Source organism: Modestobacter sp. VKM Ac-2977 (assembly GCF_026968045.1).
Classification (GTDB): Bacteria; Actinomycetota; Actinomycetes; order Mycobacteriales; family Geodermatophilaceae; genus Modestobacter.
In genome coordinates this window covers 482,224-495,831 of sequence record NZ_JAPVBQ010000003.1, presented here as the reverse complement: position 1 = coordinate 495,831, position 13,608 = coordinate 482,224, and the positions used below count along the sequence as shown (strand labels likewise).

Below are 13,608 nucleotides of genomic sequence, written 5' to 3'. Positions count from 1 at the left end.
AGCTCGGCCAGGCTCAGAGCTCTTCGGCCGGGTGCGGGTCGTTCACCGAGGGCTCGTCGGCGAACAGCGGCGGCAGGTACCGCAGCATCAGCACCGACCAGGTGGCGTGGGTGAGCATCGGCGCCTGGATGCCGCCGGTGACCCGCCGCTGCAGCGCGAACAGCAGGCCCATCGGCACCGAGGCCAGCACCAGCGCCGGGTTGCGGGTCGCGACGGTGGCCAGCGTGTAGACGGCGGAGGACTTGAGCACCGGGTGGTGGACGCCGGCCGCCGCGTACAGCGCCCCGCGGAAGAAGACCTCCTCGGCGAGGCCGTTGGCCAGCGTGGTGGTGAGCACCAGCGGCGGCGACCCCTGCTGGGCGTACCGCAGCACCCGGGACACCGCGGCGTCCAGCGGCGGGATGGTCTTGGCCACGAGCGCGGCGCCGTAGAACCCCGCGAAGGCCGCCGCCCCGGCCACGACCGGCGTGAGCAGCGGGCGACGCAACGTGGCCTTCGGGGTCTGCACCCAGCCCAGGTGCAGCGGCCCGGAGGCGAGGCCCCCGGCCACCCAGGTGCCGGCCACGCCCAGTGTCAGCGCGTAGAACGACGTCGAGTTGGGCTTCTGCGACAGCGACACCCCGAGCAGACCCGCGCCGGCCAGCGAGACCCCGGCGGTCACCCGGCGGCGGCGGCGGAAGGCCTCGTCGGACTCGTGGTGGTCGCGCGGCACCTTGTCCACCAGCCAGGACGGCGCCCGGCGCAGCAGCCGGGCCAGCCGGGCGTCGGACAGCAGCGCCTGGCCCGGCCGCCGCGTGGTGCGGGTCATCCCACCAGTCCCGTGGTCGCCGCCCGGGCTTCCCGGCGAGCGCGCGCCCGTTCACCCAGCGCGGTGAGCACCGCCTCGTCGTAGCTCATCGGCTGGAAGGGGACGACCCGGCGGATCGAGTCGTCCTTCACCACCACCTCGTTGGTCATCGAGTCGATCAGCGACCGGCCGGTCTGCACGTCGACGTCGGTGACCAGCGACAGCCAGTAGGAGGAGAGCTTCGGGCTCAGCAGCGGCACCGGGACGATCAGCAGCCGGCGGCCCTGGATCTCCGCGACCCGGGTGAGCATCTCCAGGTACTCGAGCACCTCGGGGCCGCCGACGTCGAACGCCCGCCCCTCGGCCTCCGGTGCCTCCAGCACCCCGACCAGGTACCGGACGACGTCGGCGATCGCGATCGGCTGGGTGCGGGTGTGCACCCAGCGCGGGGTGACCATCGCCGGCAGGTGGGCGACCAACTGGCGGGTCATCTCCCAGGAGACCCCGCCGTGCCCCACCACGATCCCGGCCCGCAGCGCGGTGACCGGCACGCCCGTCTCGCCCAGCAACCGCTCCACCTGGCGGCGGCTGCGCAGGTGGGCGGAGAGGTCGTCGGAGTCACTGCCGAGCCCGCCGAGGTAGACGATGCGGCGGACCCCGGCGTCGGCCGCGGCCCGGGCGAAGGCGCGGGCCGCAGCGGCGTCCTTCTCCTGGAAGTCCGCGGAGTCCAGCGAGTGGACCAGGTAGTAGGCGGCCTCGCAGTCGGCCAGCGCGGCGCGCAGCGACGCCTCGTCGCCGACGTCACCCGGCACCGGCGTGCCGGCACCGGAGTAGGTGTCCGGATGCCGGGTCATCGCCCGGACCTCGTGCCCGGCCTCCTCCAGGGCAGGCGCCAGCCTGCTGCCGACGAACCCCGACGCCCCGGTGACCAGTACTCGCACGCCCCCAGCCTCCCGGTGCAGCCGGTCGGGCGCGACTCAGGAGCACGCGATCCACCCGGCACACCGGCTCCGGGGGCGCGATGATCGGCCCATGAGCGCCCCCGGCGAGGAACGCAACGTGCTGGGCGGTCCGTTGGAGCCATGCGGCACCGACCCGATGACCGGCTTCACCCGGGACGGCTCCTGCCGCACCGGGCCGGCCGACCTGGGCAGCCACACGGTCTGCGCCGTGGTCTCCGCCGAGTTCCTGGAGATGCAGCGCGAGCTGGGCAACGACCTGGTCACCCCGCGCCCGGAGTACGACTTCCCCGGGCTGCGCCCCGGCGACCGCTGGTGCATGGTCGCCGTCCGCTGGCTCCAGGCGCTCCAGGCGGGCACCCCGGCCGGGGTGGTGCTGGCCGCGACCAACGCCCGCGCCCTGGAGGTGGTGCCGCTGGAGGCGCTGCGGTCCCAGGCCGTCGACGTCCCGGACGACCTCTCCTCGCTCTGAGCTGCCGACCGGGCGAGGATGGGCGGGTGACCGATCGCCCGCCGCTGCCCCCGTTCACCGCCGAGACCGCCGCCGCGAAGGTGCAGGCGGCCGAGGACGCCTGGAACAGCCGGGACCCCGAGCGGGTCTCGCTGGCCTACACCGAGGACTCGGTGTGGCGGAACCGGGACACCTTCGTCACCGGCCGGGCCGAGATCGTCGCCTTCCTCACCGCCAAGTGGGCCCGCGAGCAGGACTACGTGCTGCGCAAGTCGCTGTGGGCGTTCACCGACGACCGGATCGCCGTCCGGTTCCAGTACGAGTGGCACGACGCCGACGGGCAGTGGTGGCGCAGCTACGGCAACGAGAACTGGGAGTTCGACGCGCACGGGCTGATGCGGCGGCGGGAGGCCAGCATCAACGACGTCCCGATCACCGAGGCCGATCGGCGGCTGACCGGCCCCCGTACCCCCGACGAGCCGGAGATCCCGCTGCACTGACGCCTCAGCTGGGCACGGTCTCCGGCACCGGGGCGGGCGCGGCCGCCGTCCTGGCCGTCTGGGCCAGCACGATCCCGGCCAGGACGACGGCGCCACCGGCGATCTGCCAGGGCGTGAGCACCTGCTCCACCCACAGCCAGGCCACGATGGAGGCCAGCACCGGCTCGGCCGTGGCCAGGATGCCGGCGGTGGTCGGCGGCAGGTGGCGCAGCGCGGCCAGCGAGAGCCAGAACGGGACGGCGGCCCCCAGCACGGCGATCCAGCCGACCAGCACCCAGGCCGGCAGCAGCACGTCGCCGAGGGAGACCGGGACCCGCTCGCCGAGGACGCCGGCGTCGAACCGCCACCACGGCGCGGCGATCGCCCAGAACACCGCGGCCGCCACGAAGCTCCAGGCAGTCAGCGCCACCGGGTCGCGGTCGGCGGTGCTGCGCTCGCCGACCAGGTAGTAGGTGGCCAGGCAGAGCGCGGCGGTGAGCGCGACCGCCACGCCGACCGGGTCCAGCGAGCCGCCGCCCTCCCACACCTCGGCGACCAGCACGAGGCCGCCGAGGGAGAGGGCCAGCGCCAGCCACAGCCGGCTGCGCACCTGCTCGCGGCGGACCAGCCACACGTACAGGGCGATGAACACCGGCGCGGTCATCTCGAACACCAGCGCGATGCCGACCGGCAGCCGGCCGTCGATGGCGACGTAGAAGAGGAACTGGGTCATCGCGATCCCGACCACGCCGAGGACGGCGATCAGCGGGACCTCCCGCCGGCGCAGCCGCAGCCGCCGCGGGGAGACGATCGCCAGGCCCACGACCAGGGCGATCGCCGCGCCGGTGCAGCGCAGCGCGGTCAGGTTGGTCGGCGGGATCCCCGCCTGCAGCGCCAGCGTGGAGACCGTGCCGTTGATAGCGAAGACCCCGGCCGCGGCGAGGGTCAGCAGCGAGCCGACGGTGGGGCGGGCGGCGGGCACACCGGCAATGTAGCGGGTGAACCGGCCCGTGCCCCCTACCTTTTCGTCGACGTCCCATCGAGTGGCGACCTGTGCACCCCTCGCCCCCGGGGCAGAGGAGCACAGCTCGCCACTCGACGTCCGCAGGTCAGGCCTGGAGGGCGCGGGTCAGGCCTGGAGGGCGGCGGGGTCCATCCAGGCCGCCTCCCAGACGTTGCCGTCCGGGTCGGTGAAGCTGGTGCCGTACATGAAGCCGTGGTCCTGGGCGGGCATGAAGGGCTTGCCGCCGGCGGCCAGCGCCCGGGAGAGCAGGTCGTCGCACTCCGCCCGGTCGGCCGCGGAGATCGCGTGGAGCACCGAGGTGGCCCGCGTCGGGTCGCCGACCTCGCCCGACACGAACCCGGCGAACTTCTCCCGGGTCAGCAGCATCACCAGGATGTTCTCCTCGATCACCATCGCGGCGCCCGTGTCATCGGTGAACCGGGCGTCGTTGCGGAAGCCCAGCGCGGCGTAGAAGGCCGTGGCCCGCTCCAGGTCGGTGACCGGCAGGTTCACGAAGATGGTGCGCACGGGGAGCTCCTCGGTTCGCGGGACCACCGTCCGGTCCCGTCACGGGTCAGACCGGCCATCCCCGGGGAACTCATCGGCGGGCGGTCGCGGCGAGCACCAGGGCGACGGTCTCCGCGGGCACGTCCCACATCGGGAAGTGACCGGACCCGTCGAACCAGTGCAGCTCGGCGTCGGGGAAGGCCTCCAGCGCCCGCGCGGCCTGGCGGGCCAGGGTCACCCGGTCCCGCCGTCCCCACCCGATGGTCAGCCGGCCGGGCAGCGACCCGGCCGGGGCGCCCTGCTGTCGGGGCCCGCGGGCGAGGTCGGTGAGGACGGCGTCGAAGGACGGCGAGTCCGCGTACCCGGTGAGCTCACGGGTGACCACCTCGCCGTCCAGCGCCCACGGGCGGGCGGAGAACTGGGCCAGCAGCGCCGTCCGCCCGGCCGGGTTGCCCAGCACGGTGGGGAGCGCCGGCCGGATCCGGCGGACCAGCGCGATCGAGGCGCGCAGGCTGGCCAGGAACACCGCGGCCTCCCGGTCGGTCCAGAACCCGCCGGGGTCGAGGGCCACGGCGTCCCCGCCCAGCCCCCGCCGGGACAGCTCCAGGACCATCCGGGCGCCCAGCGAGCTGCCGACCAGCGGGGCGTCGGCCAGCCCCTCGGCCCGCAGCCAGTCGGCCACCGCGTCGGTGAGCGAGCCGAAGCCGGGGTCGGCCAGCGGTGGGGTGTCGCCGGCGAAACCGGGCAGGTCCACGGCCACCACCTCCCGCGCCGCGGCCAGGCCGGGGAGCACCGGGTCCCAGGAGCGCCAGGAACCGCCCAGGCCGTGCACGAGGACGAGGGGGTCGCCGGAGCCGGTCCGGTGCGTTGCGAGGTCCATGCCCGCCCGCTTACCCCCCGCCACGTCGCGGCACCCGCCACCCGCGGCCGGAACTGGGGATGATGCGAGGGGGCGGGTGCACGGCAGGACGCCGGGTCCGACAGCATGTGCGGTCCGGGGACACGGTGGACGCCCAGGTGAGGAGCGCGGACGGTGAGCACGTCGAGGAGCAACCGGGTGCGGGCGGCGATCGGCACGGTCAGCCTGACCGGGGCGGCGATGGGCTTCCTGTCCGCCTGTGGCGTCGCAGGTGAGGACGAGCAGGAGGCCGAGCGGGTCTACTGCGTCGACGAGCAGGACCAGGTCGTCGACGAGGAGCAGTGCGAGGAGGCCGAGCGCAACGGCGGCTTCATCGGCGGGGTGCCCTACTTCTTCCTGCTGGGCGGCTTCGGCGGCAACCGGTACGCGGTCGGCCAGACCATCCCGCAGCAGTACACCGGCGCGGCGACCCGGGTGAACCCCGCCGACACCACGGCGCGGTCCCGGGCCGGGCTGCCCGGCAGCGGCCGGGTCACCTCGGGCACCCGGATCTCCGGCGGCATCGGCTCGGGCCGGGTCGGGAGCGGGAGCGTCGGCTCGTGAGACGGCTCTACGGCACGGCCCGGCTCGGCTGGGAGGCCGAGATCGAGAGCCAGGGGCTGGTCTACAACAAGACGACGGTCCCCGGCGGCGAGACCCGCTCGTACTGGCGCGAGGACGTCTTCTACGACTTCACCTCCGCCGAGATCGACCACCTCGCCGACGTCACCGACCAGCTCTTCGCCGCCTGCGTGGAGGCCGGTGACGTGGCGCTGGCCGACGAGCGGCTGCTGGACCGGATGCGGATCCCGCACGACGCCCGGGAGGTCATCAAGGCCACCTGGGACTCCGAGCCGCCCAGCGTCTACGGCCGCTTCGACCTGTGGTGGGACGGCGAGGGCGCCCCGCGGCTGCTGGAGTTCAACGCCGACACCCCGACCTCGCTGGTCGAGGCCGCGGTCGTGCAGTGGGCCTGGCACCTGGAGACCGGCCAGGGCCGCGACCAGTGGAACCAGCTCGACGACCGGCTGGTGGACGCCTGGCGGCGCAACCTGACCCGCTGGGAGAGCGAGCACGGCCGCCGTCCCCGGGTGCACCTGGCCTGGACCAACGGCGACCGCAGCGGTGAGGACTGGATGACGGTGGCCTACCTGGCCGACACCGTCCAGCGGGCCGGCTACGAGACGGTGGTGCTGACCACCGAGGAGCTGGGCCTGGACACCGGCGACGCCCGGTTCTACGACCCCAAGGGCAACCGGATCGACGTCCTCTTCAAGCTCTACCCCTGGGAATGGCTGCTCGACGACGCGTACGGCCCCTCGGTGATCGCCGACCTGTGGACCCCCGACGGCACCACCTGGATCGAGCCGATCTGGAAGATGCTGTGGTCGAACAAGGGGCTGCTGCCGGTGCTCTGGCAGCGCTACGCCGACGACCCGGTGATCGCCAAGCACCTGCTCCCCGCCTACTTCGCCGACGACCCGCGCGCGGCCGAGCTGGAACGGACCGGGTACGCCCGCAAGCCGCTGTTCGGCCGGGAGGGCAACAACGTCGAGCTGTTCGCCCCCGGCGGCGCGCCGCTGGCCTCGCTCGGCGGGAAGTACGGCGCGGAGGGCTGGGTCGTGCAGCAGCTGTGCGCGCTGCCGGACTTCGCCGGCCCCGACGGCCCGCACCACCCGGTGCTCGGCGCGTGGGTGGTCGACGGGGAGGCCGCGGGCCTGGGCATCCGGGAGTCCGACGGGCTGATCACCGACGACCTGTCCTACTTCGTGCCGCACACCATCGACTTCCGCCGCCCACCGAACACCACCTGGTCGGCCTGAGCCCCGCGCTCCACTCAACTCCCGCGCCCCGCCGCCGAAGCTGGACAGAGGCACCGGCACGAGGGGGACGCAGGAACGTGGGGACGGACACGCTGCCGGAGCGCGCGCAGCCGCGGCACGGACGGCGCACGGTGCAGCCGAGCGGCGTGGAGCGCCGCCTGGAGCCCGACGACCTGATCGTGTCGAAGACCGACCTGCGCGGGGTGATCACCTACGCGAACGAGTCGTTCCTCCGGGTCTCCCGGTACGCCGAGGACGAGGTGCTCGGGCAGCCGCACAACCTGATCCGGCACCCCGACATGCCCCGCGCGGTCTTCGCGCTGCTGTGGGACACCGTCGCCGCCGGCCAGGAGGTCTTCGCCTACGTGGACAACCTGGCCGCCGACGGCGCCAACTACTGGGTGCTCGCCAACGTCACGCCCACCTTCGACCCCGGCGGCACGGTGATCGGCTACCACTCCAGCCGCCGGGCACCGGCACCGCAGGCGATCGCCGGGGTGCGCCCGGTCTACGACCTGCTGCTGACCGAGGAGCGGCGCCACCCGAACGCCCGGGCCGCGACCGCGGCGTCCTCGGCGCTGCTGAGCTCGCTGCTGGCCGAGCGGTCGATGAGCTACGACGAGTTCGTCTGGTCGCTGATCGGCGAGGGAGGGCCTCGGTGAGCGCGCTGCCGAGGAGGCGACGGAACGGCGGGGGGCCCCGGGGCGCCGAGGAGGAGCTGGCGGTCTACCGCACCTTCGTCCGCGAGCTGAGCGCGGTCTGCCGGGCTGCGGCGGCCGGTGACCTGGAGGCCCGCAGCCGTGCGGTGGACGGTTCGGCGGACGTACCCGAGCTGCGGGAGCTGCAGCACGGGGTGAACCAGCTGCTGGACGTCTCCGACACCTTCGTCCGGGAGGCCGGGGCCGCCCTGACCTCCGCCGCGAGCGGCCGGTTCCACCGTCGGGTGCTGCCCGCCGGGCTGCCCGGCACCTTCCGCCGCAGCGCCGGCGTGCTCAACCAGGCGGCCGAGGCGATGCGCGCCTCCGCCGGCCGGGTCACCGAGGCGCAGGCCACCCGCCTCCAGCTGGCCGACGAGTTCGAGTCGGTCGTGCTGGCCATGTCCGAGCAGGTGGCCACGGCCTCGACCGAGCTGAGCGCCTCGGCTGCCGGGCTGACCGGAGCCGCTGGTTCCGCGAGCACCGAGGTGCGTCGGGCCGGGGAGACGATCACCTCGCTGGAGGCCTCCTCCACCGAGATCCAGCAGGTGATCGCGCTGATCGACGCCGTCGCCGCGCAGACCCGGTTGCTGGCGCTCAACGCCACCATCGAGGCGGCCCGCGCCGGCGAGGCGGGCAAGGGCTTCGCCGTCGTCGCCTCCGAGGTCAAGGACCTCGCCGACCAGACCGCCAGTGCCACGGAGCGGGTCACCGCACAGGTGGAGTCGGTGCGCGCGGCCTGCGACGACGTCGCCGAGGTGATGAGCAACGTCGGGACGACGGTCGCGGACATGACCGGACTGGTCGACGGCATCACCACGGCCGTGGACGGCTCACCCGCACTGGGCCAGGACGGCGGCGCCTCCCCCGGCCTCTCCCAACTGGCGGAGCAGTTGCGGTCGCAGATGACCGGCTTCCTCGGCGAGATGCGCGGCTGACCTCCACCCCTTGCCCGGAGTCAGCTCGTGCGCGGGGGCGGCGAGGCGGGCCGGCTCGCCGCCCGGTGCCACAGCCGCAGCACCAGCAGGCCGCCGATCGCCGGCACCAGGGCGCGCAGCCGCACCCGGGTCGGCACCGGCAGCTGCCAGGCCAGCACGATCACGACCAGGTAGCAGAAGCCGTGCACCGGGCCCAGCGCGGAGGCGACCGCCGGCAGGTGCACCGTCGCCAGGTTGGTCAGCAGGAGGACCAGGGACGCCGTCTCGACCGCCGCGGCGACGGTCAGCCAGCGGGTCTGCACCTCAGACCCCCGTGGTCGACCCGGGGCGCAGGATCATCAGCACCACGACCACCGCCCAGAGCAGGTTGAAGGTGCCGGAGGCCATGGCCAGCCGGCGCACCAGGACGGCGGCGTCCGCCTGCCGGGTCGTCGGCGCGACCAGTGCAGCCGCGGCGGACGTCGGCGCCGGGCCGCCCTCGGCCAGCTGGAGCAGCTGTCGCTGCCGGGGCAGGACGACGCCACCCAGCAGCAGCCCCGCAGCGAGGGTGAGCGCCATGGAGACCAGCACCCAGGGCTCGCCGAGCACCCCGAGGGCCGACCCCACCGCGATCCCGAAGACCGGGACGGCGAGCGCCAGCACCGCGTACACCCGGCTGATCCGGTGCAGCAGGTGCACCGCCGGGAGCGCCGGGGCCGCGGTCTCCTCCTCCAGCGCGAGCCGGGCGTAGCGGGGGAACAGGCTCACCGCCACGGTCACCGACCCCACGAACACGATCGCGGCCACCACGTGGACGCTCAGCAGGAACCCCGCCATCGCACTGCTCCTCTCGGTCGTCGAGGACAGTATCAGCCTGGCTGAAAGTCAGGACGGTCTGCGGTGCCGGAGGCTGCGAGGATGGGCGCTCCGCCGTCCGGGCGGTGGACCGAGGGAGACCCACGTGACCGACCCGACCGCGCCGGGTGCCGGGGAACCGCCGGCGGCCAGCCCGGCCGTGCTCCTCGTCGCCCTGGGCCGGGAGGCCGAGTCACGGCTGGGTGCGGCGCTGGAGTCCAGCGGCCTGTCGCTGCGGCTGATGGGCGCGCTGGGCCACCTGGCCCGGCAGCCCGGGCTGTCCTACACGGAGCTCGCCCGCCGGGCCCGGGTGACGCCGCAGAGCATGCACGCCACGGTCGCCGCGCTCATCGAGGCCGGGGCGGTCGCCCCGGCGGGGCCGGGCCGAGGGAAGCGGGCGCTGCTGGAGGTGACCGACCAGGGCCGCCGACTGCTGGCGGCGGGGCAGGAGGCGATCACCGCCGTGGACGCCGAGCTGCGCTCGCTGGCCGCGCTCCCGCCGGACGGCGACCTGTTCCGGCTGACGATGGAGCTCTCCCGCCGTCCTCCGCCGGCCTCCTGACCCGCCTCGGGGACCTCAGCCGAGGGCGGCCGCGGCGGGCAGCCAGTCGATCCGGCCGCCGTGGGCGGCGGTGTACGCCAGCGGCTCGCCGTCCAGGGCCAGCAGGAAGCGGGCCTCGTCGTCGGCCGGCGGCGCGGGCAGCCGCTCCCGGACGGCGGGCAGCACGCCCACCCCCTCCTGGGAGACCCAGCGCACCGGCAGCCCGGTGACCAGCTCGGCGAACGCCTCCTTCGCCGGCGCCGGCAGGTAGGCCAGCACCGCGGTGTGGAAGACGACGACGGTGGCCTCCGTCGGCATCGCCGCGACCAGCCCGGGCAGCTGCTCGACCAGGTCGCCCCGCCGGATCTCGGCCGGTTCCCGGGCGGCGATCGCGGCCGCGGCGGTGAGCCGGTCGCGGCGTTCCTCCATGCCCGGCCAGATCAGCGCCTGCAGCCAGGCGACGTCGGCGGGGTCGGCTGGGTCGAGCGGGTTGAGGTCGATGCCGGCCCGACGGACCACCTGCGGCACCTCCGTCGGCACCGGCACGCGCCCGGTCACCGCACACCGCAGCTGCACCGGGCTCGAGGCGGGCCCGACCCGGACGTCGTCGTACGCGTAGCCGTACCGGTCGGGGTACAGGCACAGCCCGGCCGACGCGCCCACCTCGATCAGCGCCAGCGGGCCCGGCAGGCCGGCCAGCACCGGCAGCAGGGCCGCGCAGCGGGCGGCCTCGTTGGTCTGCGTCGCCCGGGCCAGCATCGTCGCCCGCAGCCGGTCGGCGTCGCCGGTGACCCGCTCGTGCAGCTGCGCGCCGTCGGCCGGCGGGCCGCCGTGCAGGTACTGCAGCGCGCCGAGCAGCAGGTTGGCCTGCCGCTTGGGCCGCGGCAGGGTGCCCAGGAAGGCCAGCACCTCGGCGACCGCGGCAGCGAGCTGGGCGTACCGCGGGGAGACCGGCGCGGCCTCCACCTGGGCGAACCACCGGTAGTGGTCGGCCAGGTCGGTGAGCTCCTCGTCGAGGGACCTCATGTGGTGGTCAGGTCGCGCGGGGCGGTGGCGAAGCGGGCCAGGTCGTCGCGGGTCGGCTCCACCAGCACCCGGCCGTCGGGGGTGAGCACCACCGGCGCGTCCGCCTCCTCGACCCCGAGCTCGGTGAGCAGCCGGGCGGCGGCGTCGTCCTCGGCCGGGTCCAGCCAGGTGTGCGGTACCCCGTCCTCGGCCAGCTGGGCCCGCAGCTCGGTGCTGGCCGGCCAGCGCCGGTCGCCGACCACCCGCAGCCCGCTCGCCTGCCCGATGAGCATCGCCCGGCGCAGCAGGAACGACCGGGTGATGACGTCGGCCAGCCCCCGGTCTCGGGTGAAGACGGCGCGCAGCTGCTCCAGGCTGAGCACCAGCACCTCGCCGTCCTCGGCGGCCACCAGCGAGCGCACCGGCCGCTGCCCGGCCAGCATGTTCAGCCCGCCCAGGAACCGGCCCGGGCCGTGCACCGCCACCACCCGCTTGCCGCCGTCCGGCCCGCCGTCCAGCGGCCCCTCGACCACCGCGACGGTGCCGGCGAGGACGACGAAGAAGTCGAACTCCGCCTGCCCCGACCGCAGCAGCACCTGCCCGCGGGTGGTGCTCAGCCGGCGCCCCACCCGCCGCAGCACGGCGGTGTGCCCGTCGGACAGCCGTGGCGAGGCACCGTCCTCCGGCGTCTCGGCGAGGCGCTCGCCCGGCAGCACGTCGATCGCGGGCAGCTGGGCGGCCGGGGAGAGGGCGACCGACGACCGCGCCGGGGTGACCAGCTCGGCCGCCGGCAGCAGGCTGCCGTGACCGGGCCCCCGCGGGTCGGAGGCGACCAGTGCGGCGGCCAGCGCCTCGGTGGTGGTCGGGCCGTCGTGCCCGACGCCGTTGACGAAGAACGTCGGGGTGCCCTGCACCCCGCTGGCCTCCGCGCCGGCGACGTCGGCGCGGACCCGGGCCGCGTGCGTGCCGCTGCCCAGCTCCTCGGCGAAGCGACCGAGGTCCAGCCCGAGCGCGGCGGCGTGGTCGAGCAGCTGGTCGGCCTCGAGCTCGTCCTGGTGGGCGAACAGCCGGTCGTGCATCGCCCAGAAGGCGCCCTGGGCGCCGGCGGCCTCGGTGGCCTCGGCGGCGAGCTCGGCGTGCGGGTGCACGTCGGGCAGCGGCAGGTGCCGGAAGACGTAGCGCAGGTCGTCACCGAACCGGCGGCGCAGCTCCTCGACCACCCCGCTCGCCCGGCCGCAGAACGGGCACTCGACGTCGCCGTACTCGACCAGGGTCAGCGGCGCGTCGACCGGGCCGCGGAGGTGGTCGACCTCCGGGTCGACCGGCGGGTCCAGCTGCCGGGGCCCGGCGCTGGCCACCTGGGGCGACCGTCGTCCCAGCGCCCAGAACCAGACCGCGCCCAGCGCGGCGGCGACGACGCCCGCGGCGAGGACGCCGACCATCGCCTCCTCGCGCAGCACCGCGTCGTCGAAGGCCAGGTCGGCGACGAACAGCGACACGGTGAAGCCCAGGCCGGACAGCGCCGCCCCGCCCCACACGCTGGCCAGCGACACCCCGGGCGGCAGCGAGCCCATCCCGAACCGGACGGCGAGCGTGGACGCCAGCCCGATGCCGACGAACTTGCCGACGACCAGGCCCACGAAGACGCCGATCGTGATCGGGGAGGTGAGCGCCCGGTCCAGCAGCTCGGTGTTGAACTGCACCCCGGCGTTGGCCAGCGCGAACACCGGGACGACGACGTACCCGCTCCACGGCACCAGCAGCGCGCCGATCCGCTCGTTCGGCGAGATCGCCCGCTCCACCGACAGCTTCGCCCGCCGGGCCAATGCGACGTCGGGTGCCTGCCGGAAGGCGCGGGCCAGCGTGCCGGCGGACTCCACCTCGTCCCGGCGCGGCCGGTAGGCGCTGACCAGCAGGCCCAGCACGACGCCGCCGATGGTGGCGTGCACCCCCGAGGCGTGCATCGCCAGCCACATCACCACGCCGACGGCGAAGTAGGCCGGCCCGCGCCACACCTTCAGCCGGGTGAGCAGTCCGAAGGCGACCACGCACAGCGCGGCGACGCCGAGGGCTATGAGGTCGATGTCGTCGGAGTAGAAGACCGCGATCACGGTGAGCGCGCCGATGTCGTCGACGACCGACAGCGAGAGCAGGAAGACCCGGAGCTGGGTGGGGCAGCGGCTGCCGACCAGCGCCAGCGCACCCAGGACGAAGGCGGTGTCGGTGGCCATCGGGATGCCCCAGCCCTGCGCGCCGGGGCCACCGGCGTTGATCGCCAGGTAGAGCCCCGCGGGCACCACCAGCCCGGCGACCGCACCGAGCGCCGGCACCGAGAGCCGGCTGCGCTGGGTCAGCTCCCCCATCGACAGCTCGCGGCGCACCTCCATGCCGATGAGGAAGAAGAAGAACACCATCAGGCCGTCGTTGACCCAGTGCCGCAGGTCCATGGCGACGGCCATGGAGCCCAGCTCCAGGCTGAGCTCGGTGTGCCACACCCGCTCGTAGGAGTCGCCCCACGGGGAGTTGGCCCACAGCAGCGCGGCCAGCGTGCCGACGACGAGCAGCGCGGCGCTGGACGCCTCGGTCTGCAGGAACCGGCGGGCCGGGGTGGACAGCTGGGCGAGCAGGTGACCGGTCCGGGAGGCGCGGCTCGAGGTGCGGGACGGGGACGTCACGCGCTGTTCCTAC

16 protein-coding genes are annotated in these 13,608 nt (G+C 74.9%); 7 read left to right on the top strand and 9 right to left on the bottom strand.

Features of this window, described 5'->3' with window-relative positions:
• Positions 1–13: 13 nt before the first annotated feature.
• Both O2V63_RS15170 and O2V63_RS15165 read right to left on the bottom strand, forming a co-directional pair.
• Positions 14–808 (bottom strand): CPBP family intramembrane glutamic endopeptidase, encoded by a 795-nt coding sequence (locus tag O2V63_RS15170; protein ID WP_269168392.1) that lies wholly within the window; start codon positions 806–808, stop codon positions 14–16.
• The gene (locus O2V63_RS15165) at positions 805–1,728 is read right to left on the bottom strand and encodes an NAD(P)H-binding protein (RefSeq protein WP_269168391.1); all 924 of its coding nucleotides are present in this window, start codon (positions 1,726–1,728) and stop codon (positions 805–807) included. The genes O2V63_RS15170 and O2V63_RS15165 overlap by 4 nt, the downstream gene beginning before the upstream one ends.
• Before the next feature lie 91 nt (positions 1,729–1,819).
• Between O2V63_RS15165 and O2V63_RS15160 the strand changes: the two genes are divergently transcribed.
• Entirely contained in the window at positions 1,820–2,218 is a 399-nt protein-coding gene (locus O2V63_RS15160) for a DUF2237 family protein (protein ID WP_269168390.1), read from the top strand.
• A 26-nt stretch (positions 2,219–2,244) separates the two neighbouring features.
• A complete protein-coding gene (locus O2V63_RS15155; RefSeq protein WP_269168389.1) occupies positions 2,245–2,697 on the top strand; it encodes a nuclear transport factor 2 family protein in 453 nt (150 codons plus the stop codon).
• A gap of 4 nt (positions 2,698–2,701) precedes the next feature.
• On the opposite strand, the gene O2V63_RS15150 is transcribed toward O2V63_RS15155, so the two are convergent.
• The 3 genes from O2V63_RS15150 to O2V63_RS15140 form a co-directional block, all read right to left on the bottom strand.
• Complete coding sequence (locus O2V63_RS15150) at positions 2,702–3,658, bottom strand: EamA family transporter (protein ID WP_269168388.1); 957 nt, start codon at positions 3,656–3,658, stop codon at positions 2,702–2,704.
• Positions 3,659–3,805: 147 nt separating this feature from the next.
• Positions 3,806–4,207 (bottom strand): VOC family protein, encoded by a 402-nt coding sequence (locus O2V63_RS15145; RefSeq protein ID WP_269168387.1) that lies wholly within the window; start codon positions 4,205–4,207, stop codon positions 3,806–3,808.
• Positions 4,208–4,277: 70 nt separating this feature from the next.
• Complete coding sequence (locus tag O2V63_RS15140; RefSeq protein ID WP_269168386.1) at positions 4,278–5,066, bottom strand: alpha/beta fold hydrolase; 789 nt, start codon at positions 5,064–5,066, stop codon at positions 4,278–4,280.
• Positions 5,067–5,219: 153 nt separating this feature from the next.
• On the opposite strand from O2V63_RS15140, the gene O2V63_RS15135 reads away from it, so the two are divergent.
• The 4 genes from O2V63_RS15135 (at position 5,220) to O2V63_RS15120 (ending at position 8,540) form a co-directional block, all read left to right on the top strand.
• Positions 5,220–5,648 (top strand): hypothetical protein, encoded by a 429-nt coding sequence (locus O2V63_RS15135; protein ID WP_156119136.1) that lies wholly within the window; start codon positions 5,220–5,222, stop codon positions 5,646–5,648.
• Positions 5,645–6,907: a glutathionylspermidine synthase family protein gene (locus O2V63_RS15130; protein ID WP_269168385.1), complete on the top strand. Its 1,263-nt coding sequence runs from the start codon at positions 5,645–5,647 to the stop codon at positions 6,905–6,907. The genes O2V63_RS15135 and O2V63_RS15130 overlap by 4 nt, the downstream gene beginning before the upstream one ends.
• Before the next feature lie 77 nt (positions 6,908–6,984).
• Positions 6,985–7,569 (top strand): PAS domain-containing protein, encoded by a 585-nt coding sequence (locus tag O2V63_RS15125; protein WP_269168384.1) that lies wholly within the window; start codon positions 6,985–6,987, stop codon positions 7,567–7,569.
• Positions 7,566–8,540 (top strand): methyl-accepting chemotaxis protein, encoded by a 975-nt coding sequence (locus O2V63_RS15120; protein WP_269168383.1) that lies wholly within the window; start codon positions 7,566–7,568, stop codon positions 8,538–8,540. The genes O2V63_RS15125 and O2V63_RS15120 overlap by 4 nt, the downstream gene beginning before the upstream one ends.
• Positions 8,541–8,560: 20 nt before the next feature.
• Here the strand turns inward: O2V63_RS15120 and O2V63_RS15115 are convergent, their stop codons facing one another.
• Positions 8,561–8,842, bottom strand: a complete 282-nt coding sequence (locus tag O2V63_RS15115) for a hypothetical protein (RefSeq protein ID WP_269168382.1) — start codon at positions 8,840–8,842, stop codon at positions 8,561–8,563.
• A 1-nt stretch (position 8,843) separates the two neighbouring features.
• Positions 8,844–9,356, bottom strand: coding sequence for a hypothetical protein (locus tag O2V63_RS15110; RefSeq protein WP_269168381.1), 513 nt, complete (start codon positions 9,354–9,356; stop codon positions 8,844–8,846).
• A gap of 124 nt (positions 9,357–9,480) precedes the next feature.
• Between O2V63_RS15110 and O2V63_RS15105 the strand changes: the two genes are divergently transcribed.
• Positions 9,481–9,936 carry a MarR family winged helix-turn-helix transcriptional regulator gene (locus O2V63_RS15105; protein ID WP_269168380.1) on the top strand — a complete coding sequence of 152 codons (456 nt, stop codon included), beginning with the start codon at positions 9,481–9,483 and terminating at the stop codon, positions 9,934–9,936.
• A gap of 15 nt (positions 9,937–9,951) precedes the next feature.
• Here the strand turns inward: O2V63_RS15105 and O2V63_RS15100 are convergent, their stop codons facing one another.
• Entirely contained in the window at positions 9,952–10,941 is a 990-nt protein-coding gene (locus O2V63_RS15100; protein ID WP_269168379.1) for a DUF2332 domain-containing protein, read from the bottom strand.
• Positions 10,938–13,595 (bottom strand): Na+/H+ antiporter NhaA, encoded by a 2,658-nt coding sequence (gene nhaA, locus O2V63_RS15095; protein ID WP_269168378.1) that lies wholly within the window; start codon positions 13,593–13,595, stop codon positions 10,938–10,940. Before nhaA ends, O2V63_RS15100 begins: the two co-directional genes overlap by 4 nt.
• Between the last annotated feature and the right edge of the window lie 13 nt (positions 13,596–13,608).

Coding starts and splice junctions, on each gene's coding strand:
- O2V63_RS15170 (WP_269168392.1), bottom strand. CDS start 808: ATGACCCGCACCACGCGGCGGCCGGGCCAGGCGCTGCTGTCCGACGCC.
- O2V63_RS15160 (WP_269168390.1), top strand. CDS start 1,820: ATGAGCGCCCCCGGCGAGGAACGCAACGTGCTGGGCGGTCCGTTGGAG.
- O2V63_RS15140 (WP_269168386.1), bottom strand. CDS start 5,066: ATGGACCTCGCAACGCACCGGACCGGCTCCGGCGACCCCCTCGTCCTC.
- O2V63_RS15110 (WP_269168381.1), bottom strand. CDS start 9,356: ATGGCGGGGTTCCTGCTGAGCGTCCACGTGGTGGCCGCGATCGTGTTC.
- O2V63_RS15100 (WP_269168379.1), bottom strand. CDS start 10,941: ATGAGGTCCCTCGACGAGGAGCTCACCGACCTGGCCGACCACTACCGG.